Origin of the sequence: Curtobacterium sp. 9128, assembly GCF_900086645.1 — a bacterium.
GTDB lineage: Bacteria > Actinomycetota > Actinomycetes > Actinomycetales > Microbacteriaceae > Curtobacterium.
In genome coordinates this window covers 2,545,533-2,566,549 of sequence record NZ_LT576451.1, presented here as the reverse complement: position 1 = coordinate 2,566,549, position 21,017 = coordinate 2,545,533, and the positions used below count along the sequence as shown (strand labels likewise).

Below are 21,017 nucleotides of genomic sequence, written 5' to 3'. Positions count from 1 at the left end.
CGAGTAGACCGGAGGAATGGCAGACTCCATCCCTCACGTCCTCGTCCTCGGTGGCGGCTCGGCCGGCTACACGACCGTCAAGCAGCTCCAGAAGCACGCCGCGACCGTCCCGATGCGCATCACCCTCGTCGACCAGAACACGTACTACACGTACCTGCCGTTCCTGCCAGAGGTCGCCGGCGGCCACATCGCGCCGAAGGACGTCACGGTCGAGCTCCGTCGTGCGCTGCGCAAGACCCGGGTGATCCAGGGCAAGGTCACCGGGATCTCGTCCGCCGACAAGACCGTCTCCATCGCCACGGCCGGCGGCGACGACCGCACGCTCGGCTACGACCAGCTCGTCGTCGCGCTCGGCTCCGTCACGCGGACCTTCCCGACGCCCGGACTCGAAGAGGTCGGCATCGGTTTCAAGAGCGTGGAAGAAGCGGCGTACGTCCGGGCGAAGCTGCTCGACAACATCGCGAAGGCCGCGGCGACCCGTGACGAGGACGAGCGTCGCCGGCTCCTGACCAGCATCTTCATCGGTGGCGGCTACACCGGCGTCGAGGCGATCGGTGAGCTGTTCGACGTCTCGCAGGCCGCGATCAAGACCTACCCGTCGCTCGCGGGGGAGCAGCCGCGCTGGGTGCTCATCGACGCGCTCGACCGTGTCGCCCCCGAGGTCGGCCCCGAGTTGTCCAAGTGGACGCTCGAGTCCCTCCGCGCCCGCGGCATCGACGTCCGCCTGAAGACCACGATGCCGAGCTGCGAGGGTGGCGTCGTAAAGCTCTCCGACGGTGACGAGTTCGCCACCGGGCTGCTCGTCTGGACCGCCGGCGTCAAGCCGAACCCGCTCCTCGACGCCTCCGACCTGCCGCGCGGGCCGAAGGGGCACCTCGCCGCCAACGCGAAGCTCCAGGTCGAGAACGAGGAGACGCACGAGGTCGTCCCGGGCGTCTGGGGTCTCGGCGACGTCGCGCAGGTCCCCGACCTCACCGCGGACAAGCAGCCGGCGTACTACCCGCCGAACGCCCAGAACGCCGTGCGCCAGGCCGTCGTGGCGGCGGACAACGTGGTCGCGACGATCACGGGCAAGCCGCTCGAGGAGTACCGCCACCCGTCGATCGGGACCGTCGCCTCGTACGGCGTCGGGAAGGGTGCCGCGAACATCAAGGGCATCAAGATGACGAACCTCCTCGCATGGCTCGCACACCGGGCGTACCACGTCTACGCGATGCCGACCCTGAACCGCAAGGCGCGCATCGTCATCGGTTGGGTGACCGGCGCGGTCTCCGGTCGCGACGCGACCTCGCTCATCAAGGAGACGGACCCGCGCCGCGCCTTCGTGGACGCGACGAAGTAGGAGACCGAACTCGGCTTCAGGCCGCGCCTTCGTGGACGCGACGAAGTAGGAGACCGAACTCGGCTTCAGGCCGCGCCTTCGTGGACGCGACGAAGTAGCGCGCGACTGCCTGACCGACGGGAGGCCCGGTGCCAGCTGGCACCGGGCCTCCCGTCCGTCTGCTGGTCGCGTCGGCTGCGTCGTCGCGTCGGCCCGTCGGCTGCGCGCCCGCTCCCGACTCGGAACGACCACGCCGTTGTCGTACGACAGCGACCCTGTCGCTCCTTGCGGGCGCGACAGTTGCATGCGCGCGGTTGCGACGTACCCGTTGTCGTACGACAGCGACCCTGTCGCCCTTTGCGGACGCAACGACTGGTACGGCGGGAGCAAACGGGCGCGCAAAAACGAACGGCCCACCCGAAGGTGAGCCGTTCGCCGCGTGTCTCAACACTGCGTGTCCGAGGGGGGACTTGAACCCCCACGCCCTAATACGGGCACTAGCACCTCAAGCTAGCGCGTCTACCAATTCCGCCACCCGGACAGGTGTTCGTTTCAGTTGTCGGCCGCTCCGGCGGGTTTCCCCGGCGTTGCTGCCGGAGAAGACATTAGCACGGCTCTGAACGCACGTTGAACACGGGCGCGCATCCCGGGCGCGTCCTCCGGCGACGGCGAGTTCCGGCGCGTCAGCGGTGCCCGATAGCGTTGGTGCATGACGACGGATCCCGCGGCCACAACCACCGAGCTCGAAGCCACCGCGGCGATCGCCAGGGACCTCATCCGGCTCGACACCACGAACTGGGGCGAAGGCCGTTCGAGGGGCGAGACGGAAGCGGCGCACTACGTCGAAGCCAAGCTGCAGGAGCTCGGCGCGACGCCGCAGCTGTTCGAGTCGGAGCCCGACCGGGTGAGCGTCGTCGCACGCATCCCCGGGCGTGATCGCAGCAAGCCGGCGCTCGTCGTGCACGGCCACCTCGACGTCGTCCCGGCCGATCCCGCGAACTGGAGCGTCGACCCGTTCGGCGGCGTGGTCAAGGACGGCATGCTGTGGGGCCGCGGCGCCGTGGACATGAAGAACATGGACGCGATGATGCTCACCGCCCTCGGTGACGTGATCGCCGCGCAGGGGGCACCCGAGCGCGACCTCGTGATCGCGTACTTTGCGGACGAGGAAGCCGGGGGCGTCCTCGGCTCGCACCACGTCGTGTCCGAGCACCCCGAGGTGTTCGCCGGAGCGTCGGCCGCCATCAGCGAGGTCGGTGGCTACTCCATCACGCTCGGTGATCGCCGCGCCTACCTGCTGCAGACCGGCGAGAAGGCCCTGATGTGGATCAAGCTCGTCGCGAAGGGCACGGCGGCGCACGGCTCGCACGTCATCCGCGACAACGCCGTGACCAAGCTCGCAGCTGCCGTCGCCCGGATCGGAAGCGAGGAGTGGCCCGTCCGGCTGTCCGCCACGACCGAGGCGATGGTCGCCGAGGTCGCTCGGTTCCTCGGTGTGGACCCCACTGTGACCGGCCCGGACGAGGTCGCCCTCGCGACGGGGTCGGCGTCCCGGTTCATCCACGCGGCGCTCCACACGACCTCGAACCCGACGGTGCTGCAGGCCGGGTACAAGCACAACGTCATCCCCGACGCCGCCGAGGCGCTCATCGACATCCGGTGCCTCCCCGGTGACGAAGAAGCGGTCCTCGAGCGCGTGCGGGAACTCGCCGGCGACGACGTCGAGGTCGTGATGTCCTTCCGCGACATCGGTCTCGAGCAGGACTTCGGCGGACCCCTCGTGGACGCCGTCCGTGACGTCCTCGGCCGCCACGACCCGGGTGCGCCGGTGCTGCCGTACCTGCTGTCCGGCGGGACCGACAACAAGGCGCTGTCGACCCTCGGCATCGCGGGCTACGGCTTCGTGCCCCTGCAACTACCGGCCGGCGTCGACTTCCCGGCGATGTTCCACGGTGTCGACGAGCGCGTGCCGCTGGACTCGCTCGCGTTCGGTCGTCGTGTCCTCGGGGACCTGCTCGCGTCGTATTGATATGCTGTCGGGTCGCCACCGGCGACCACGACCCGAAAGGCCGCGCCAGTGCACATCCTCGAGGCGATCTTCCTCGGCTTCGTGCAGGGACTGACCGAGTTCCTGCCCGTCTCCTCCAGCGCACACCTGCGCATCGTCGGACTCTTCCTACCGGACGCGCAGGACCCGGGTGCCGCGTTCACCGCCGTGACGCAGCTCGGGACCGAGACCGCGGTGCTCATCTACTTCTGGCGGGACATCACGCGCATCGTCAAACGCTGGTTCGGGGCGCTCGGTGGCAGGGTCCCGCGCAATGACCCCGACGTGCGACTCGGCTGGCTCGTGATCATCGGCACGATCCCGATCGGCGTCGTCGGCCTCCTGCTGCAGCACTCCATCGAGACCACCTTCCGGTCGCTCTGGATCGTCGCGATCGTCCTCATCGTGTTCGGCATCGTCCTCGGTGTGCTCGACCGGGTCGGCCGCAAGGAACGCCGGATCGAGCACATGACCTTCGGCGGTGGGATCCTCATCGGCATCGCGCAGGTCCTCGCACTCGTTCCCGGAGTCTCGCGCTCCGGGGCCACCGTCTCGATGGGGCTCGCGCTCGGCTACACCCGTGCCGCAGCCGCGCGCTTCGCGTTCCTGCTCGCCATCCCGGCGGTCTTCCTGTCCGGCCTGTACGAGGCCGCGACCAGCCTCAGTGACACCGGCGCGCCGTTCGGTGTGGTCGACACCGTCATCGCGACCGTGGTGGCATTCGTCGTCGGGTTCGTCGTGATCGCGGCGTTCATGAACTACATCAGCAAGCGCAGCTTCATGCCGTTCGTCTACTACCGCATCGCACTCGGTATTGTTCTCATCGTGTTGCTGTCGCTCGGAGTGATCCAGCCGTGAGGGCCTGGGAGGCCCCGTCCGTCCCCGACGTCGGCGGGACCGGACCCCGTCCGGTCGTGCACGACACGGCGACCGGGAAGCCCGTCGACCCGACCCGCGGTGACGACCGTGCGGCGCTGTACGTCTGCGGGATCACCCCGTACGACGCCACACACCTGGGACACGCTGCGACGTACCTGGCGTTCGACACGCTCGGCCGGGCCTGGCGCGACGCCGGACTCGACGTCGAGTACGCGCAGAACACCACCGACGTGGACGACCCGCTGCTCGAGCGGGCGACCCGTGACGGCGTCGACTGGCAGGAGCTCGCGGCGTCGCAGATCGACCTGTTCCGCCGGGACATGGAAGCCCTGCGCATCCTGCCGCCCGACGACTACGTGGCCGTCACCGACGAGGTCGAGCGCATCGCCGAGGCGGTCGCGTTCCTTCAAAAGACCGGCTACGCCTACAGCGTGCCGACGCCCGACGCTGCCGGCGACGACCTCTACTTCGACGTGAACCGTCCGACCGAGTCCTGGGCGCTCGGCGACGAGAGCCGCATGGACCGCGAGACGATGCTGGCCCTGTCCGCCGAACGCGGCGGCGATCCCGACCGTGCCGGCAAGCGCGACCCGCTCGACCCGCTGCTCTGGCGGGCCGCCCGTGCGGGGGAGCCGCGCTGGGAGACCGTGCTCGGCGAGGGGCGCCCCGGCTGGCACATCGAGTGCAGCGTCATCGCCGGCGACCGGTTGGGGCTGCCGATCAGCGTGCAGGGCGGTGGCAGCGACCTCGTCTTCCCGCACCACGAGATGAGCGCTGGGCACGCTGCGGCTCTGGCGCACCAGCCGTTGGCGCACGCGTACGTGCACACCGGCATGATCGCGTACCAGGGCGAGAAGATCTCGAAGTCGCTCGGCAACCTGGTCACGGTCCGCGGCCTGCTCGACGACGGGGCCGATCCCCGTGCGATCCGTCTCGCGCTCCTGTCGCACCGGTACTCGGACGAATGGGAGTGGTTCGACGCCGAACTGTCGAGCGCCATCCGACGGCTCGCGGCCTGGGACTCCTGGGCGACGGCGGGCGCCGGGCACGCCGACGACGCCGACGACGTCATCGCGCGCATCCGAGCGCGCGTCGCCGACGACCTCGACACGCCGGGTGCGGTCGCGGCCGTCGACACCGCGGTGGCCGGCGGGACCCGGTGCACGCCCGAGCTCGTCGACCTGGTCGACGCCCTGCTCGGCATCCGCATCGGCTGACGCGCACCCCGCTGTCGGCACCTGCCGACCGGCACCTGCCGACCGGCACCTGCCGACCGGTCACAACACCCCGCTCACGTCTGCCGAGCGGCCACGATCCGTCGGTCCGGCCGCCCGCGAGCGACAGTTCGTGACCGGTCGGCGGAGGCGGACGGGGTGTCGTGACCAGTCGGCGGGAAGCGGACGGGGTGTCGTGACCAGTCAGCGGGCGGCGGGCGGGGCGCGGGATCCGGACGGGCGCCGAATCGGACGGGAGGCTCGGTGCCAGCTGGCACCGAGCCTCCCGTCCGTCGTCGCGCGCTCCTACTGCGGCGGCTGCGGGGGCCGCCACGGGCCCTCGCCCGCCTGGCCGGGACCGTCCTTGCCGTCCTTGCGCTCCCGACGCCGCAGGTACTGCTCGAACTCCTGCGCGATGGCGTCACCCGACGCCTCGGGGGAGTCGACGGTGTCGCGCGCCTGCTCGAGCTGCTCGATGTACGACGCCATGTCCTCGTCGTCGGAGGCCAGGGCGTCGATGCCCTCTTCCCACTGCGTCGCGTCGTCGAGGAGCGTGCCGCGGGGGACCGTGACGTCGGTGAGCTCCTCCATCTTGTCCAGGAGCGACAGCGTGGCCTTGGGCGACGGCGCGTTGTGCACGTAGTGCGGGACCGAGGCCCAGAGGGACAGCGTCGTGAGCCCGGCCTTGTCCATCGAGTCGGAGAGCACACCGAGGATGCCAGTGGGGCCCTCGTAGGACGACTTGTCGACGTCGAACGCGGCACGGACGCCGGCGTTCTCGCTCGACACGAACACCGAGATCGGACGGGTGTGCGGGACGTCCGCGAGCATGGCGCCGACGAACACCACCGCGTCGATGGAGTACACGTCGGCGAGGTCGATGATCTCGGCGCAGAACGCCCGCCACGTGCGTGACGGCTCCGGTCCGACGAGCACGAAGACGTCGCGCTCCGCCGGGGAACCCGCCGCGCCGATGACCGGGCGTCCGACGTCGCCGGGGCCGTGCAACACGATCCGCGGCCACTGGATCCCGCGGACGCCGTTGTCGTCGCTGCCGACGGTCGGGCGGTTGAACTGGTAGTCGACGTACTGCTCCCCGTCGATCTCCCGCAGTTCGTCGAGCCCGAGTGCGTCGACGATCCGCCGGGCGAGGCCACTGGCGGCTTCCCCGGCGTCGTTCCAGCCCTCGAACGCGACGACCAGCAGGCGGCCGTCGTTGAAGGGGGAGTGCTGTGGCACGGAGCGGACCTCCTGGAGGTGGAGTGGAGCGGGTCGGCGCGGGAGGCGGACCGTCCACAGCCGACCGGACACGATCAGGCATCCACAATAGGCCCCAGGGCCTTCGGCGACCGCGTGCGCCGGTAGACTCGTCGCCCGTGACCGCGCATCCCCTCGCCCTCGTCCAGCCCGCAGCCGTGCTGTGGGACATGGACGGCACGATCATCGACACCGAGCCGATCTGGCAGCAGTCCCAAGTGGAGCTGACCGGTCGCTACGGCGCCGAGTGGACCCACGAGGACGGGCTCTCCCTGGTGGGCAGCGGCCTCGAGCGCTCGGGGGAGATCCTGCGGGACAAGGGCGTCGACATGGAGGTCGAGGAGATCGTCCAGTGGATGACCTCGTACGTCATGGAGCGGCTGGCGCACGACGACCTGCCGTGGCGTCCCGGTGCGCGTGAGCTCATCGAGGAACTGCACGCCCGTGGCATCCCCACGGCGCTCGTGACGATGTCCCGCCGCACCATGGCGCTCGTCGCCGCTGACGCCCTGGCGGACCACCCGTTCCGGGTCGTCGTCGCCGGTGACGACGTCGAGCACCCGAAGCCCCATCCCGAGGCGTACCTGACCGCAGCCGCCCAGCTGGGCGTCGACGCCACCGCATGCGTCGCGATCGAGGACTCCGCCACCGGAGTCGCCGCGGCCGTCGCGTCGGGCGCGGTCACGATCGCCGTCGAACACATCGTGCCGCTGCCGGAGACGGCCGGCGACGTCTACCTGACGTCGCTCGCCGGTGTCGACGTGGACCGGCTCGTGGCGCTCACCTCGCCGGCGCTGGCCGCACGAGCCGGTGGGTCCGCCACCGACGCCGAGGAGGTCGCGCGATGAACGCCGAGCTCCCCGACACCACTGGACTGCCGCACACGACCGGCGGCACCCCGCACACCCCGCCGCGCGGCCCGTTCCGCGCGGGCGACCGCGTGCAGCTCACCGGCCCCAAGGGCAAGCTCACGACGCTGTCGCTCGAGCCCGGCGTGATCTACCACACGCACCGCGGCATGCTCGCGCACGACGACGTGATCGGGCAGCCGGACGGATCCGTCATCACCGCGAGCTCGGGCGACGAGTACCTCGCGCTCCGGCCGCTGCTGAACGACTACGTCATGTCGATGCCGCGCGGTGCCGCGATCGTCTACCCGAAGGACGCCGCCCAGATCGTGGCGTTCGCCGACGTCTTCCCCGGGGCCCGCGTGGTCGAGGCCGGTGTCGGCTCCGGCGCGCTCTCGCTCTGGCTGCTCCGCGCGATCGGTCCGACCGGTCGCCTGCAGTCGTTCGAGCGCCGCGACGAGTTCGCCGAGATCGCCCGTGGGAACGTCGGCACCTTCCTCGGCGCCGTGCCGGACAACTGGAGCGTGACCGTCGGCGACCTCGTCGAGGAGCTCCCCGGTGCCACCGAACCCCAGAGCGTCGACCGTGTCGTGCTCGACATGCTCGCGCCGTGGGAGTGCGTCGACGCGGCCGCCGACGCGCTCGTGCCCGGCGGGCTGATCGTCTGCTACGTCGCGACCGTCACGCAGCTGAGCCGCACGGCCGAGGCGCTCCGCGACACCGGCCGGTTCACCGACCCCCAGTCGAGCGAGACGCTCGTACGCACCTGGCACGTCGAGGGGCTCGCCGTCCGACCGGACCACCGCATGGTCGGACACACCGGGTTCCTCGTGACGGCACGCCGTCTGGCCGACGGTGTGGTCCTTCCGAACCTGAAGCGGCGCGCAGGGAAGGCCGAGTTCTCCGACGAGGACGTCGAGGCCTGGACGCCGGGCGCCGTCGGCGAACGGTCCGCCAGCGACAAGAAGCTCCGCAAGGTGGCTCGCCAGGCGGCGGCGCAGGCCCGGAAGGTCGCGGCGGCCGAAGCCGCGGACGCGGCAGGTGCCGGACCGCTGGACGCGTCCGATCCTGATGGAGACGACCGGTAGGCTACCGACCGTTGCCCGCCCCGCATCGAACGGAAAGAGGGTCCGTGCGCACCATCCCCGCACTCCTGGTCACCATCGGACTGGCCGCGTCGCTCACGGCGTGCGCGTCGAGCGGAGCCGGCACGACGCCGTCGAGCTGCAACGCTCCCGGTGCCGCGTCCGAGTCCGTCACCGCGTCGGGCGCGTTCGGCAAGGAGCCGAAGGTCTCGATCCCCGCGGGGCTCACCACGAAGGGCACCCAGGTCTCGGTCCTGAAGCAGGGCGACGGCCGCACGGTGGGGGACGGCACGCCGGTCCTCATCGAGTACACGCTCGTCGACGGCTCCACCGGGAAGGTCGCGCAGACCAGCGGGTACTCCGGCACGACCGCGCCGATCACCGCGGGATCCTCGAACGCCGGTGCCCTCGGCAAGGCGCTCGAGTGTGCGAAGGTCGGCGACCGCCTCGCGGTGGCGCTGCCGCAGAGCGCGCTGTCGAGCGGCGCGACCTCGACCAAGAAGACCGAGGACGCCGTCATCGCGGTGATCGACGTCAAGCGGGCGTTCGACTCCCGCGCCACCGGGACCCCGCAGCTCGCGGGCGACCACATGCCGGCCGTGGTCTTGGCGACCGACGGCGCCCCCGGCATCACCGTCCCGTCGTCCGCGGCCCCGTCCTCCGACGAGACCCACCTGCTCCGCAAGGGCCACGGCGAGGTGCTCACCGACAAGGACACCGCGGTCATCAAGTACACCGCCGTCACGTGGGGCGACGACTCCACGGTCGCCGGGTCGAGCTGGACCGACGGGACCGGCGCCCAGACCGTGCCCCTCGCCAAGGGGCAGGTCCAGGAAGGCGTGCGCAGCGCGCTCGTCGGCAGGAAGGTCGGCGACCAGGTGCTCGCGATCGTCCACCAGCAGGGTGTGGCCTACGCGTACGTCATCGACGTGCTCGGCTCGATGAAGTCCTGACCCGGATCCCGGTCCTGACGACGCTCGTCCGCTCTCCACGAACCAGCGCGCGGGTGCACTCCGGTGCCCCCGCGCTGCCGTAGGATCGGCTCGTGCCAGCCACCCGTGTGCCCCGCGTACCGGCGGAAGAACGCCTGTTCAGCCTCGTGCTCGCGCTGCTGTCGACCGAGTCGGGCCTGACGAAGTCCGAGATCCTGACGAACGTCCAGGGCTACCGACAGCGGTTCGCGGCCGGTGGTGACAACGCGTCGCTCGAGCGGCAGTTCGAACGCGACAAGGACGACGTCCGCGAACTCGGCATCCCGCTCGAGACCATCGAGACCCCCGGATCGTCCGGCAACAACCAGACCCTCCGGTACCGCATCCCGAAGGGCGAGTACGACCTGCCCCTCGACGTCCGGTTCACCCCGGACGAATCCGCGCTGCTGTCGCTCGCGGCGATGGCGTGGCGCGAAGGGGCCCTGTCGTCCGATTCGCGTCGAGCGCTCCTCAAGGTCCGTTCCGCCGGTGACGACGACAGCCGCGCCGGCGCGATCGGCATGGACGCGTACGCTCCGCGGCTCCGCGCAAGGGACGCCGCGTTCGAACCACTCCGCGCGGCGCTCGACCGCGCGGCAGCCGTCCGGTTCGACTACATCACCCCTGGTGAACACGAAGCACGACGGCGCGACGTCGCTCCGCTGGCGCTCGTGCAGCACGGCGGCCGGTGGATGCTCGCCGCACACGAACCCTCGACGGACTCCGACAAGAACTACCTGCTCTCGCGGATCGTCGGTCCCGTCACGACGTACGAGCCGGGTCGCCACCCGGCGCCCGCCGGTGCGGGGGAGCGGACCCTCGCGGAACTCGACCGGCTCTGGTCCGAGCGCACGGCGACGATCGCGGTCGTCCCCGGGTCCGACGCGGAACGTCGCCTCGGCCGTCGGCGGGACACCACCGCACAGGGCGACGGCGTCCTCGTACTCCACTACGTCGACCCGCAGATCCTCGCCGAGGAACTCGCCGCCTTCGGCCCAGAGGTGCAGGTGCTCGAACCCGCGGACGTCCGCGACCGTGTGCTGGACCGCCTCCGCGGGCTCGTCGCCGACCACGGCGAAGTCGCCGACCACAGCGAAGGGGTGCTCCGTGGCTGAACCCCAGCCGCTCCAGGCGCAGGACAAGCTCGCGTTCCTGCTCGCACTGGTGCCGTACCTGATCGACCGCGAGCGGGTCTCCGTGGCCGAGGCCGCTCGGCACTTCGGCGTCCCGGAGACCAGGATCCGCCGCGCGGTCGAGCTCATCGCCGTGTCGGGGATCCCCGGCGAGACGATGCAGTACCAGCACGGCGACCTGTTCGACATCGCCTGGGACGACTTCGAGCAGAACGACATGATCGTGCTGACGAACCTCGTGGCGATCGACGACTCCCCGCGGCTCTCCGCACGAGAAGCATCTGCGCTCATCGCAGGCTTGCAGTACCTCTCCGCGCTGCCGGAAGCCGCCGACCGCGACGCCATCCGCGCGCTGATGGCGAAGCTCTCCCGCGGTGCCGGTGGAGCATCCGCGAACGTCGCCGTCGGCCAGGAGCGCCACGACGCGACGCTCGCCACCATCCGGCAGGCGATGTCCGACGGCCGTGGACTCGTGTTCGACTACGCCGGGCCGCGAACCCAGGGAAGCACGCGCTCGGTGGACCCGCTCCGCGTGGAGTCCATCGACACGGACTGGTACCTCCGCGCCTGGGACCTCGATCGTGCAGCGCTCCGCACGTTCCGACTGGACCGGATGTCGGCCGTGCGCGTCGACGACCGCCAGGCGTCGCACTCGACTGACGACGTCACCATCCCCGACACGCTGTTCCAGCAGAGCGCGGACGACGTGATCGTGACCGTGGAGCTCGACGCCTCGTCGTTGCCGCTCGTGGCGGACTTCCTCGCGGACACCGCCGACGTGCCCGACGCCGATCGGCGCGTGCGCATCCGGCTCGCCGCGTCCGCGGGGTTCGACGGTGTGGTGCGCCTCGTCGCCGGCCTGCCGGGGCGGGCCGTGGTGCTCGACCCGCCCGCCGCGCGAGACGCCGTGCGCGCCTTCGCCGCGTCCGCGCTGCCCGCGTCCTGACGCGAGCGGCGCGCGACGCCGCCCGGCGCCGACGCGGGCTCGACGCGGGGTGGGCCGGACGCGCCCTGGTCGCGACCGTCCACCGGACGGGAGGCTCGTTCCCGGCCCGCACCGTGCCTCCCGTCCGCCGACTGCCCACGGGACCCACAGAGGCCGCCGACCGCGGCGAGTGGTCGCGACACCCCGCGCATCGACCGCCCACCGGTCGCAAACCGTCGGTCGGTGATCCCGACGACGACGGACGTTGACCGGTCGGCGGATGCGAGCGGGGTGTCGTGACCACTCGCCCGAAGGTGCGCTGTGCGTTCGCACGTCGCGCCGCCGACCGAGGGCCGCGCTGCCGTAGGATCGACGCATGGCTTCGACGACCGCGCGCGGGCGAGAGAAGCGGCAGGGTCGCCGTCCGAAGGAACCCGAAGGCCGCATGTCCCTCGGGCAGCACCTCATCGAGCTGCGCAACCGCCTGTTCAAGGCCGTCCTCGCGGTCCTCGTCGGTGCGGTCGGCGGCTGGTTCCTGACCCCGTTCGTGCTCGACTCGCTGCGTGCCCCCGTGTCCCAGCTGGCGAAGGTCGGCGGGCACACCGCCGAGCTGAACTTCCCGATGATCACGGGAGCGTTCGACCTCAAGCTGCAGATCGCGATCACGATCGGCATCGTGATCGCGAGCCCGGTCTGGCTCTACCAGATCTGGGCGTTCATCGTCCCGGCGTTGGTCCGGCGCGAGAAGCAGTACGTGTGGGGCTTCCTCGGCACGGCGATCCCGCTGTTCTTCGCCGGGTGCTACTTCGGCTGGTACGTCCTGCCGCACATCGTCGGGATCCTCGGCAGCTTCGTGTCGAGCCAGGACACCTCCATCGTCGACGCCAAGGCCTACTACGACTTCGTCATCAAGCTCATCGTGGCCGTCGGCATCGCCTTCGTGCTGCCCGTGTTCCTGGTGTTGCTGAACTTCGTCGGCGTGCTCGAGGCGAAGTCGATCATCAAGTCCTGGCGCGTGGCCATCCTCTGCATCCTGGTCTTCTGCGCGATCGTGACCCCGAGCGCCGACGTCATCTCGATGTTCCTGCTCGCGATCCCGATGATGGTGCTCTACGTCGCCGCCTGCGTGGTGACCTGGCTGCACGACCGTCGTCTCGCGAAGCGCCAGGCCAAGCTCGACGCCGAGTACGGCCTGTGACGGACACCGGGCTGAGCGCGGCCGAGCGGTTCCAGGCCGCCCGCGTCCGGAGCCGGTCGCGCAACCTGGAGCTGTTCCGCGCAGACCTGCGGTTCGACCTGGACGCGTTCCAGTTCGCCGCGTGTGATGCGCTCGACCAGGGACGAAGCGTGCTCGTCGCCGCCCCGACCGGTGCCGGCAAGACGATCGTCGCCGAGTTCGCGATCTGGCTGGCGATGCGGCAGCCGACGGCGAAGGTGTTCTACACGACGCCGATGAAGGCGCTGAGCAACCAGAAGTACGCGGAGCTCGTGGAGGCGTACGGGGAGTCCGAGGTGGGGCTCCTCACCGGCGACACCAACGTCAACCCCCGGGCACGGGTCGTCGTGATGACGACCGAGGTGCTCCGCAACATGATCTACGCGGACTCCGACCTGCTCGACGACCTGGCGTGGGTCGTGCTGGACGAGGTCCACTACCTCGCCGACCGGTTCCGGGGCGCGGTGTGGGAAGAGGTGATCCTGCACCTGCCGACCGAGGTCCGTCTGGTCTCGCTCAGCGCGACGGTGTCCAACGCCGAGGAGTTCGGCGACTGGCTGCAGACCGTCCGCGGCGACACCGACGTCATCGTGTCCGAGGACCGTCCGGTGCCCCTCGAGCAGCACGTGCTCGTCGGCAACAAGATGGTCGACCTCTTCGACTCGTCCGGTGCCGCGGCGACCAACCGCGTGAACCCCGAGCTGCTGCGTCTCGTCGGCGGAGGCTCGCGCAACGACAGTCGTGGCGGCCACCGCGGACGTCGGGGTCGTGGCGGGTACGTCGACCGCCGTGGTCCGCGCACCGAGAAGCTGCACCGCGAGCACATCGCCCGCATGCTGGACGAGCGGATGCTGCTCCCGGCGATCTTCTTCGTGTTCAGCCGCAACGGGTGCGACCAGGGCGTCCGGCAGGTCCTGCGGTCCGGGGTCTCCCTGACCACCCGCGAAGAGCGGAACGAGATCCGCGAGACCGCGGAGTACCACTGCCGCACCCTCCTCGACGAGGACCTCGCCGTCCTCGGGTACTGGGAGTGGCTCGAAGGGCTCGAGCGGGGCGTCGCGGCGCACCACGCCGGGCTCCTGCCCGCGTTCAAGGAGGTCGTCGAGGACCTCTTCCAGCGCAAGCTCCTCAAGGTCGTCTTCGCGACCGAGACACTGGCGCTCGGGGTCAACATGCCGGCGCGCACGGTCGTCCTCGAGAAGCTGGAGAAGTTCAACGGCGAGGCCCGTGTGCCGATCACGCCGGGGGAGTACACGCAGCTCACGGGGCGAGCCGGCCGTCGGGGGATCGACGTCGAGGGGCACTCGGTCATCCAGTGGACCGACGGCCTCGAACCGCAGGCCGTCGCGTCGCTCGCGAGCCGTCGGACGTACCCGCTCAACTCCTCGTTCAAGCCGACGTACAACATGGCCGTGAACCTGATCGAGCAGTTCGGTCGACAGCGCACGCGCGAGGTCCTCGAGACGTCCTTCGCGCAGTTCCAGGCGGACCGCTCCGTCGTCGACCTCGCCAGGAAGGTGCGGTCGCAGCAGGAGTCGCTCGACGGCTACCAGCGGTCGATGGCGTGCCACCTCGGCGACTTCACCGAGTACGCGGCGCTGCGACGGCGACTCTCGGACCTCGAACGCACGAACGTCCCCGGCGGCCGCGAAGCCTCGCACGGCGCCCGCCAGGAACGGCAGTCCCAGATCACCGAGGTGCGGCGCGCCCTGCAGCGTCACCCCTGCCACGCCTGCCCGGACCGGGAAGCGCACGCCCGCTGGGCGGAGCGCTGGTACAAGCTCAAGCGCGTCAACGACAAGCTCGTGCAGCAGATCCGCTCCCGGACCGGCGCCGTCGCGACGACGTTCGACCGGGTGACCGACGTGCTCGTCCAGCTCGGGTACCTCGTGCCGAGCGGCAACGACGCGTCCGCCGGTCCTGACGGCGAGCTCACCGTCGCAGCGGGTGGTCGTCGTCTGCAGCGGATCTACGGCGAGCGGGACCTGCTCGTCGCCGAGTGCCTCGAGGCCGGGGTGTGGAAGGACCTCACGCCGGCACAGCTCGCCGCCATGGCCGCCACGATCGTCTACCAGCCCCGTCGGGAGGACGCCCCGGGGACCGAGCACGCACTGCCCCGCGGCGCGTTCCGCCCGGCGATCGACGAGACCCTGACGATCTGGTCCCGCCTCGACGACGTGGAGCGCGACGCCCGGCTGTCCGGTTCGCAGCCGCCGACCCCCGCGATCGCCGTCGGCATGTTCCGGTGGGCGTCCGGCTCGGCGCTCGACGACGTCCTGCGGTCGCTCGACCTGGCAGCCGGTGACTTCGTCCGGTGGTGCAAGCAGGTCATCGACCTCCTCGACCAGATCAAGAACGCCGGCGACCCCGAGCTCGCCGAGACCGCCCGACGGGCGACGGACGCGGTCCGCCGCGGCATCGTCGCGTACGCGACGGTCTGACGGGAGGCCCGGTGCAGGTTCCCGAGACCGGCGTGCGTCCGCCGGTTGGTCGCGTCCCATCGAGACGCCGCGGTCCGTCCGAGATGCCGCCAATTCCCGCTGTGTCTGAAGGACTTGGCGGTGTCTCGAGGCCGTCGCCCTTCGCGGCGCTGCCGGTACGGATCGCGCTGCCGCTGGCGGTCATCGGGGGACTCCTGTTCGCACTGTCCTTCCCGTCGCCCGGGTGGTGGTTCCTCGCCTACCCCGCGGTCGCCTGTCTGCTGCTGTCCGCCATGGGACAGGGGTGGCGCCGTGCGGCATGGCTCGGCTACCTCGGGGGAGTCGCGTTCTGGATCCCGGCCATCTCGTGGGCCGGGCGCTACCTGGGGCCGGTCCCGTGGCTCGCGCTCGCGCTGTTCGAGGCGGCCATGTTCGCACTCGGCAGCGTCGCGATCGCCCTCGCGTACCGCTGGGTCGCGCGCGTCGTGCCCTCGACCGCCGGACGCGTGTGGGGCCTCCCGGCTGTGGTCGCCGCACTGTGGACCGGTCGCGAGTGGTTCTCCGGGAGCTGGCCGTACGGGGGGTTCGCGTGGGGGCGGGTCGGGCTGTCGCAGTCCGAGAGCCCGTTCGCCCACCTCGTCGCGTACGTCGGCGTCCTCGGGTTGTCGTTCGTCGTCGTGTACTGCGTCGCCGTCGTCGTCTCGCTGGGACTCGTCGGGGGGATCCAGCTCCGGATGCGCGTCGCCGTCGCCGGACTCCTCGTGGCGGCGGTGCTCGCCGTCCCCGCCTGGCCGACAGCGACCGACGGGACGATCCGCATCGAGTCCGTGCAGGGGAACGGTCCCGCCGGGTACTTCGACCGGGCGGCGCCCGGGCAGGTCCTCGAGTCGCAGGTCGCCGCGACCGACGTGTCCGCGAAGGGCGTCGACCTGGTCGTCTGGCCGGAGGCGTCCGCGGAGTTCGACCCGCGCCAGCAGCCCGTGATCGCGAGCGCGCTGCACTCCGTCGTGCAGTCCGTCGGCGCACCCGTCGTGGCCGGCGCGATCACCCAGACACCGTCGGGTGTGCTCCACAACACGTCGTTCGTGTGGACCGCCGACGGATGGCAGTCGTCCTACGACAAGAAGCGCCCGGTGCCCTTCGGCGAGTACGTCCCGGACCGGTGGTTCTTCTCCAAGCTCGCGCCGTCGCTCATCGGACTGCTGCAGCGCGACTACACGCCGGGGACGAAGCCGAACGTGCTCGACGTCGCCGGGATCAAGGCGGGCATCGCGATCTGCTTCGACATCGTCGACGACGGGCTGACGCGGGACATGGCCCGCGGCGGCGCGCAGGTGATCCTCGCGCAGACGAACAACGCCGACTTCTCCGGCACCGACGAGAACCTACAGCAGCTCGAGATCGCGCGGATGCGGGCCATCGAGACCGGCCGGTCGCTCGTGAACATCTCGACCGTCGGCGCCTCGCAGGTGATCGACCCCTCCGGGCGGACGATCGACCGCGTGCCGGAGTACACCGCGACCTCGATGGTGACCGACGTCCCCCTCAGCACTTCCACGACGCCGGCCACCGTCGTGTCCGGTCTGGTCGCGCTCGTCCTCTCGCTCGGCGGGCTCCTCGTCCTCATCGCCTGCGCCCCGTTCCACACGCCCCGCCGCCGCCGCTGAGCGGCCGCCCGTCCCGCGGGCCCGCACTGGGAACCCACTGTGAATGCGGATGCTCCGGAACGAACCCGCGTGGGACAGTGTTGCAAGGGGGGAACGAGCGAGAGGAGTCCACCATGGCTGATCGGAGTCTCCGCGGCATGCGGCTCGGGAGCCAGAGCCTCCAGAGCGAAGAGGGCGTCGAGCTCTCTGACCGCAAGCGCGCGGTCTACCAGACCGACTCGGGCGAGACGTTCGACGTCGTGTTCTCTGCCGAGGCAGAGGTCCCGCAGAGCTGGGCCGACCCCAGGAGCGGACGCGAAGGGCGCCTGCTCGGCGACGACGGGGTGCCCGTCGAGGTCGCGGCAGAAGACGTCAAGGCGCCACGTACCCACTGGGACATGCTGCTCGAGCGGCGCTCGCGCGAGGAGCTCGAGGAACTGCTCCAAGAACGACTGCAGTTCCTGCGCGCCCGTCGCGGCGCCTGAGGCACTGACGAACGACGAAGGCCCGCTCCCCGATGGGAGCGGGCCTTCGTCGTTCCGTGCTACTGGTGCTGGTCGTGCTACTGCTGCTGGTCCTGCTGGTCCTGCCGGTCCTGCTGGGCCTGCTGGTCCGCGAGCTGCGCTCGCGTCGCGTCGGCCGCGGCGCGGAGCTTCTCATCGACGCTGCGGTTCGACTCGGCGAGTCGCTCGTCGAGCACCGAGTCCGGGACGATGTCTGCCGCGGTGGCGTTCGGGTTCGCACCGGCGTTGCCACCCGCGGGGTCGGAGACCGCGGTGTTCGCGAGGCTCTCGCTCGCGAGCTTGGATATCTTCGCGAGGAAGTCGCTGCCGCCAGCAGCGCCGGCCGCCGGAGCGCCGCCGCCGGACCGGGGAGCGGTGAAGCCCTTCGCGATGCCGGAGAGGGCCTCGGTGAACTCGCTCGGGATCATCCAGAGCTTGTTCGCCGTGCCCTCGGCGATCTTCGGCAGGGTCTGCAGGTACTGGTACGACAGCAGCTTCTCGTCCGGGTCGCCGGTGTGGATGGCGTCGAACACCGTGGCGATGGCCTGCGCTTCACCCTCGGCGCGGAGCACCTGGGCCTTGGCGTCACCCTCTGCGGCGAGGATCGCCGCCTGCCGCTGACCCTCTGCCTCGAGGATCTGCGACTGCTTGGTGCCCTCGGCCTGCAGGATCGCGGCACGACGGTTCCGCTCCGCACGGAGCTGCTGCTCCATGGCGTCGACGATCGACACGGGCGGTTCGATCGCCTTGAGCTCGACCCGCCCGACACGGATGCCCCACTTGCCGGTCGCCTCGTCCAGGACGACGCGGAGCTGGCCGTTGATGTTGTCCCGGCTGGTCAGTGCTTCCTCGAGGTTGAGACCACCGACGACGTTGCGGAGCGTGGTGGTCGTCAGCTGCTCGACGGCGCCGAGGTAGTTCGCGATCTCGTAGGTGGCGGCGCGGGCGTCCGTGACCTGGAAGTAGACGACCGTGTCGATCGAGACGACGAGGTTGTCCTCGGTGATCACGGGCTGCGGCGGGAACGAGACGACCTGTTCACGCATGTCGAGCAGCGGCCGGAGGCGGTCGATGAACGGCACGAGCAGGTTCAGGCCGGGGGCGAGCGTCTTGTGGTACTTGCCGAGGCGCTCCACGACGCCCGCAGTCGCCTGCGGGACGATGCGGATCGCCTTGGCGAGCACGACGATCACGAAGATGACGATGACGACGATCAGTACGAGGAGCACGATCGTCCCGGGTTCGAGGGTCATGAAGCAGCCTTCTGTTCGATGCGGACGACGGCGGTCGAGCCCTCGATGGACTCGACGACGACGTGGGTGCCGAGCGGCGGGGTGCGATCGGGGGCGGCGACGTCGATGCGCGCGCTCCAGGTCTCGCCGTTCGCCAGGCGGACCTGGCCGGGGGCGGTGGAGGTGAAGGCGACGGCGACCGTGCCCGGCATGCCGACCAGTCCCTCGACGCCGGTGCGGTGGGGGTCGGCGTTCCGGCCGAGCGCGACGAGGAGCCGGGGCCGGACGAGCGCGAGGAGCAGGAGCGCGACGGCCGCGGCGATGATGGCGGACAGCCACCACTCCGCGCCGATGAGCGCGGCGATCAAGCCGCCCGCTGCTCCGGCTGCGAGCATGATGAAGATGAAGTCGAGGGTGAACACCTCGACCACCCCCAACACCAGCACCAGAGCGATCCAGACGATGGTCTGGATCCAATCCGAGATGTTCACGCGATCTCCCTCCCTCGGTCGCGCGCGGCAGCGCTGCGTCGCGACGGCCGGTTCAAGTCCGTTCAACATATCAAACGACGTCTGACCGGGCGCACGGATTGGTAGGCTCGACCGGTCCCGATGCACGGTCACGAACTGGAGAACACCACTGTGAGCAGCCCCCTCGCCCCCGGATCCCTCGCCGGCAAGCGCGCCCTCGTCACCGGCTCGTCCCGCGGCATCGGCGCAGACACCGTCGGGTACCTTGCGGAAGCGGGCGCCAAGGTTGTCGTCAACTACCGGAACAAGGCCCGCCGCGCCGAGCAGATCGCCGAGGGCATCGTCGCCGCCGGGGGAGAGGCCCTCGCGGTCGGCGCCGACCTGACCGACCACGACTCGGTGCAGGCGATGGTCGACACCGTGGTGCAGGCATGGGGCGGCATCGACCTCCTGGTGCTCAACGCGTCGGGTGGGATGGAGTCCGGCATGGGCGAGGACTACGCGCTCCGTCTGAACCGCGACGCGCAGGTCGACATGCTCCAGACCGCCGTGCCGCACATGGCCGCCGGCTCCCGCATCGTGTTCGTCACGAGCCACCAGGCCCACTTCGTCGAGACCGCCGAGACGCTGCCGGAGTACCTGCCCGTCGCCAAGAGCAAGCACGCCGGTGAGACCGCGCTCCGCGAGCTCCTCCCGCAGCTCGAAGCAGCCGGCATCGAGTTCGTCGTCGTCTCCGGCGACATGATCGAGGGCACGATCACGGCGACGCTCCTGAACCGCATCAACCCCGGTGCGATCGAGGAACGCCGCGGGGCCGTCGGCAAGCTCTACAGCGTGTCCGAGTTCGCCGCCGAGATCGCCCTCGCCGCGGTCGAGCCGATCCCCGCGGACAACACGCGCCTGGTCGGCGACGTCAGCGGCTTCACGGCCTGATCAGTCGGGGTAGCGTCGGCCGGGTGACTGCTGCACCCGGGCTCCGCCTGACTTCCCGCATCCTGCTGCTCGACGACGACGGTCGCGTGTTCCTGATGGACACGAACGCCCCGTCGTCCGACGGCTTCCACCGGTGGATCACGCCTGGTGGGGGAGTCGACCCGGGCGAGACGCACCGCGACGCCGCGATCCGGGAGCTCCGCGAGGAGACCGGCATCGTGATCACCGACCCGGGTGAACCGGTCTGGTCGTGGGACTTCGACGTCACGTGGGACCAGGCGGACCACGACCGCGGACACTCCGAGTTCTACGTCGTGCAGACCACCGGGTTCGTGCTGTCGAGCGACGAGTGGACCGACGACGAGCGGGTCGACATCCTCGGTTCCCGCTGGTGGACGGCCGACGAGCTCGACGCCACGGACGAGCCGTTCGAGCCCGCCGAGCTGCCCGACCTGGTCCGGCGGGTCACTCGCGGGGCGTGAGCACGCAGAACTCGTTGCCCTCGGGATCGGCCAGCACCACCCACGGCACGTCGCGCTGACCGACGTCGGCGAGCGTCGCGCCCCGAGCCACCAGGGCGTCGATCTCTGCCTGGTGCGAGTCGTCCGGCGCGGGTGCGAGGTCGATGTGGAGCCGGTTCTTCACGGTCTTGCCCTCCGGCACCGGCACGAAGACGAGCCCCTGCGGCTGGTGCTCGCGCGGCGTGCCCTCCGGGAGCTCGAGCGCGTGTTCCGGCGCGATCACGGCTTCGTCGTCGGACTCGTTCACGACCGGCCACGCGAGCGTCTCACCCCACCACCGCGCGAGCGCGTGCGGGTCGTGGCTGTCGACGACGATCGAGTACCAGCGGAGTGCCATGGCGCCAGTATGGCCGTGGCCACCGACGCCGTCCGGACAGCGGTCCGGTCGGTACCCTG

The 21,017-nt window shown here is 70.7% G+C and carries 19 protein-coding genes and 1 tRNA gene; 15 read left to right on the top strand and 5 right to left on the bottom strand.

Annotation, left to right across the window (positions count from 1 at the left end; translation table 11 throughout):
- The first annotated feature begins 16 nt into the window (after positions 1–16).
- Positions 17–1,342: an FAD-dependent oxidoreductase gene (locus QK288_RS12380; RefSeq protein WP_281264612.1), complete on the top strand. Its 1,326-nt coding sequence runs from the start codon at positions 17–19 to the stop codon at positions 1,340–1,342.
- Positions 1,343–1,776: 434 nt separating this feature from the next.
- Here the strand turns inward: QK288_RS12380 and QK288_RS12375 are convergent.
- Positions 1,777–1,862 (bottom strand) — tRNA-Leu (locus QK288_RS12375).
- Between the two features lie 168 nt (positions 1,863–2,030).
- On the opposite strand from QK288_RS12375, the gene QK288_RS12370 reads away from it, so the two are divergent.
- Genes QK288_RS12370 through mshC form a run of 3 tightly spaced genes read left to right on the top strand, consistent with a single transcriptional unit; the run spans position 2,031 to position 5,464 of the window.
- Complete coding sequence (locus tag QK288_RS12370) at positions 2,031–3,350, top strand: M20/M25/M40 family metallo-hydrolase (protein ID WP_281264611.1); 1,320 nt, start codon at positions 2,031–2,033, stop codon at positions 3,348–3,350.
- Between the two features lie 48 nt (positions 3,351–3,398).
- Positions 3,399–4,226, top strand: coding sequence for an undecaprenyl-diphosphate phosphatase (locus QK288_RS12365; protein ID WP_281264610.1), 828 nt, complete (start codon positions 3,399–3,401; stop codon positions 4,224–4,226).
- Positions 4,223–5,464, top strand: a complete 1,242-nt coding sequence (mshC, locus tag QK288_RS12360) for a cysteine--1-D-myo-inosityl 2-amino-2-deoxy-alpha-D-glucopyranoside ligase (RefSeq protein ID WP_281264609.1) — start codon at positions 4,223–4,225, stop codon at positions 5,462–5,464. Before QK288_RS12365 ends, mshC begins: the two co-directional genes overlap by 4 nt.
- 303 nt (positions 5,465–5,767) lie before the next feature.
- Here mshC and QK288_RS12355 read toward each other — a convergent pair whose 3' ends face one another.
- Positions 5,768–6,700 carry a PAC2 family protein gene (locus QK288_RS12355; RefSeq protein ID WP_281264608.1) on the bottom strand — a complete coding sequence of 311 codons (933 nt, stop codon included), beginning with the start codon at positions 6,698–6,700 and terminating at the stop codon, positions 5,768–5,770.
- Positions 6,701–6,837: 137 nt separating this feature from the next.
- On the opposite strand from QK288_RS12355, the gene QK288_RS12350 reads away from it, so the two are divergent.
- The 9 genes from QK288_RS12350 to QK288_RS12310 all read left to right on the top strand — a co-directional run bounded on the left by QK288_RS12350 (position 6,838) and on the right by QK288_RS12310 (position 17,447).
- Positions 6,838–7,566, top strand: coding sequence for an HAD family phosphatase (locus tag QK288_RS12350; protein ID WP_281264607.1), 729 nt, complete (start codon positions 6,838–6,840; stop codon positions 7,564–7,566).
- Positions 7,563–8,654, top strand: a complete 1,092-nt coding sequence (locus QK288_RS12345; RefSeq protein ID WP_281264606.1) for a tRNA (adenine-N1)-methyltransferase — start codon at positions 7,563–7,565, stop codon at positions 8,652–8,654. The genes QK288_RS12350 and QK288_RS12345 overlap by 4 nt, the downstream gene beginning before the upstream one ends.
- A 44-nt stretch (positions 8,655–8,698) precedes the next feature.
- Complete coding sequence (locus QK288_RS12340) at positions 8,699–9,604, top strand: hypothetical protein (protein ID WP_281264605.1); 906 nt, start codon at positions 8,699–8,701, stop codon at positions 9,602–9,604.
- A gap of 92 nt (positions 9,605–9,696) precedes the next feature.
- A complete protein-coding gene (locus QK288_RS12335; RefSeq protein WP_281264604.1) occupies positions 9,697–10,737 on the top strand; it encodes a WYL domain-containing protein in 1,041 nt (346 codons plus the stop codon).
- Positions 10,730–11,701 carry a WYL domain-containing protein gene (locus QK288_RS12330; RefSeq protein ID WP_281264603.1) on the top strand — a complete coding sequence of 324 codons (972 nt, stop codon included), beginning with the start codon at positions 10,730–10,732 and terminating at the stop codon, positions 11,699–11,701. The genes QK288_RS12335 and QK288_RS12330 overlap by 8 nt, the downstream gene beginning before the upstream one ends.
- Positions 11,702–12,125: 424 nt before the next feature.
- Positions 12,126–12,878 carry a twin-arginine translocase subunit TatC gene (gene tatC / locus QK288_RS12325; RefSeq protein ID WP_281267580.1) on the top strand — a complete coding sequence of 251 codons (753 nt, stop codon included), beginning with the start codon at positions 12,126–12,128 and terminating at the stop codon, positions 12,876–12,878.
- Positions 12,875–15,337, top strand: coding sequence for a DEAD/DEAH box helicase (locus QK288_RS12320; RefSeq protein ID WP_281264602.1), 2,463 nt, complete (start codon positions 12,875–12,877; stop codon positions 15,335–15,337). The genes tatC and QK288_RS12320 overlap by 4 nt, the downstream gene beginning before the upstream one ends.
- A gap of 101 nt (positions 15,338–15,438) precedes the next feature.
- A complete protein-coding gene (lnt, locus tag QK288_RS12315) occupies positions 15,439–16,983 on the top strand; it encodes an apolipoprotein N-acyltransferase (RefSeq protein ID WP_281264601.1) in 1,545 nt (514 codons plus the stop codon).
- Positions 16,984–17,096: 113 nt separating this feature from the next.
- The gene (locus tag QK288_RS12310) at positions 17,097–17,447 is read left to right on the top strand and encodes an RNA polymerase-binding protein RbpA (RefSeq protein WP_281264600.1); all 351 of its coding nucleotides are present in this window, start codon (positions 17,097–17,099) and stop codon (positions 17,445–17,447) included.
- A gap of 77 nt (positions 17,448–17,524) precedes the next feature.
- Here QK288_RS12310 and QK288_RS12305 read toward each other — a convergent pair whose 3' ends face one another.
- A complete protein-coding gene (locus QK288_RS12305) occupies positions 17,525–18,718 on the bottom strand; it encodes an SPFH domain-containing protein (RefSeq protein ID WP_281264599.1) in 1,194 nt (397 codons plus the stop codon).
- Positions 18,715–19,188, bottom strand: a complete 474-nt coding sequence (locus QK288_RS12300) for an NfeD family protein (protein ID WP_281264598.1) — start codon at positions 19,186–19,188, stop codon at positions 18,715–18,717. Before QK288_RS12300 ends, QK288_RS12305 begins: the two co-directional genes overlap by 4 nt.
- A 150-nt stretch (positions 19,189–19,338) precedes the next feature.
- Here QK288_RS12300 and QK288_RS12295 point away from each other — a divergent pair, with 150 nt between their 5' ends.
- Both QK288_RS12295 and QK288_RS12290 read left to right on the top strand, forming a co-directional pair.
- Complete coding sequence (locus QK288_RS12295) at positions 19,339–20,100, top strand: SDR family oxidoreductase (RefSeq protein ID WP_281264597.1); 762 nt, start codon at positions 19,339–19,341, stop codon at positions 20,098–20,100.
- Positions 20,101–20,123: 23 nt separating this feature from the next.
- Entirely contained in the window at positions 20,124–20,582 is a 459-nt protein-coding gene (locus QK288_RS12290) for an NUDIX domain-containing protein (protein WP_281264596.1), read from the top strand.
- On the opposite strand, the gene QK288_RS12285 is transcribed toward QK288_RS12290, so the two are convergent.
- Complete coding sequence (locus QK288_RS12285) at positions 20,566–20,958, bottom strand: VOC family protein (RefSeq protein WP_281264595.1); 393 nt, start codon at positions 20,956–20,958, stop codon at positions 20,566–20,568. The genes QK288_RS12290 and QK288_RS12285 overlap by 17 nt on opposite strands.
- Positions 20,959–21,017: the final 59 nt, after the last annotated feature.

What these genes read in the sequence shown, in the direction of transcription:
- QK288_RS12380 (WP_281264612.1), top strand. Translation starts at nt 17, where the DNA reads ATGGCAGACTCCATCCCTCACGTCCTCGTCCTCGGTGGCGGCTCGGCC.
- QK288_RS12370 (WP_281264611.1), top strand. Translation starts at nt 2,031, where the DNA reads ATGACGACGGATCCCGCGGCCACAACCACCGAGCTCGAAGCCACCGCG.
- QK288_RS12345 (WP_281264606.1), top strand. Translation starts at nt 7,563, where the DNA reads ATGAACGCCGAGCTCCCCGACACCACTGGACTGCCGCACACGACCGGC.
- tatC (WP_281267580.1), top strand. Translation starts at nt 12,126, where the DNA reads ATGTCCCTCGGGCAGCACCTCATCGAGCTGCGCAACCGCCTGTTCAAG.
- QK288_RS12310 (WP_281264600.1), top strand. Translation starts at nt 17,097, where the DNA reads ATGGCTGATCGGAGTCTCCGCGGCATGCGGCTCGGGAGCCAGAGCCTC.
- QK288_RS12305 (WP_281264599.1), bottom strand. Translation starts at nt 18,718, where the DNA reads ATGACCCTCGAACCCGGGACGATCGTGCTCCTCGTACTGATCGTCGTC.
- QK288_RS12285 (WP_281264595.1), bottom strand. Translation starts at nt 20,958, where the DNA reads ATGGCACTCCGCTGGTACTCGATCGTCGTCGACAGCCACGACCCGCAC.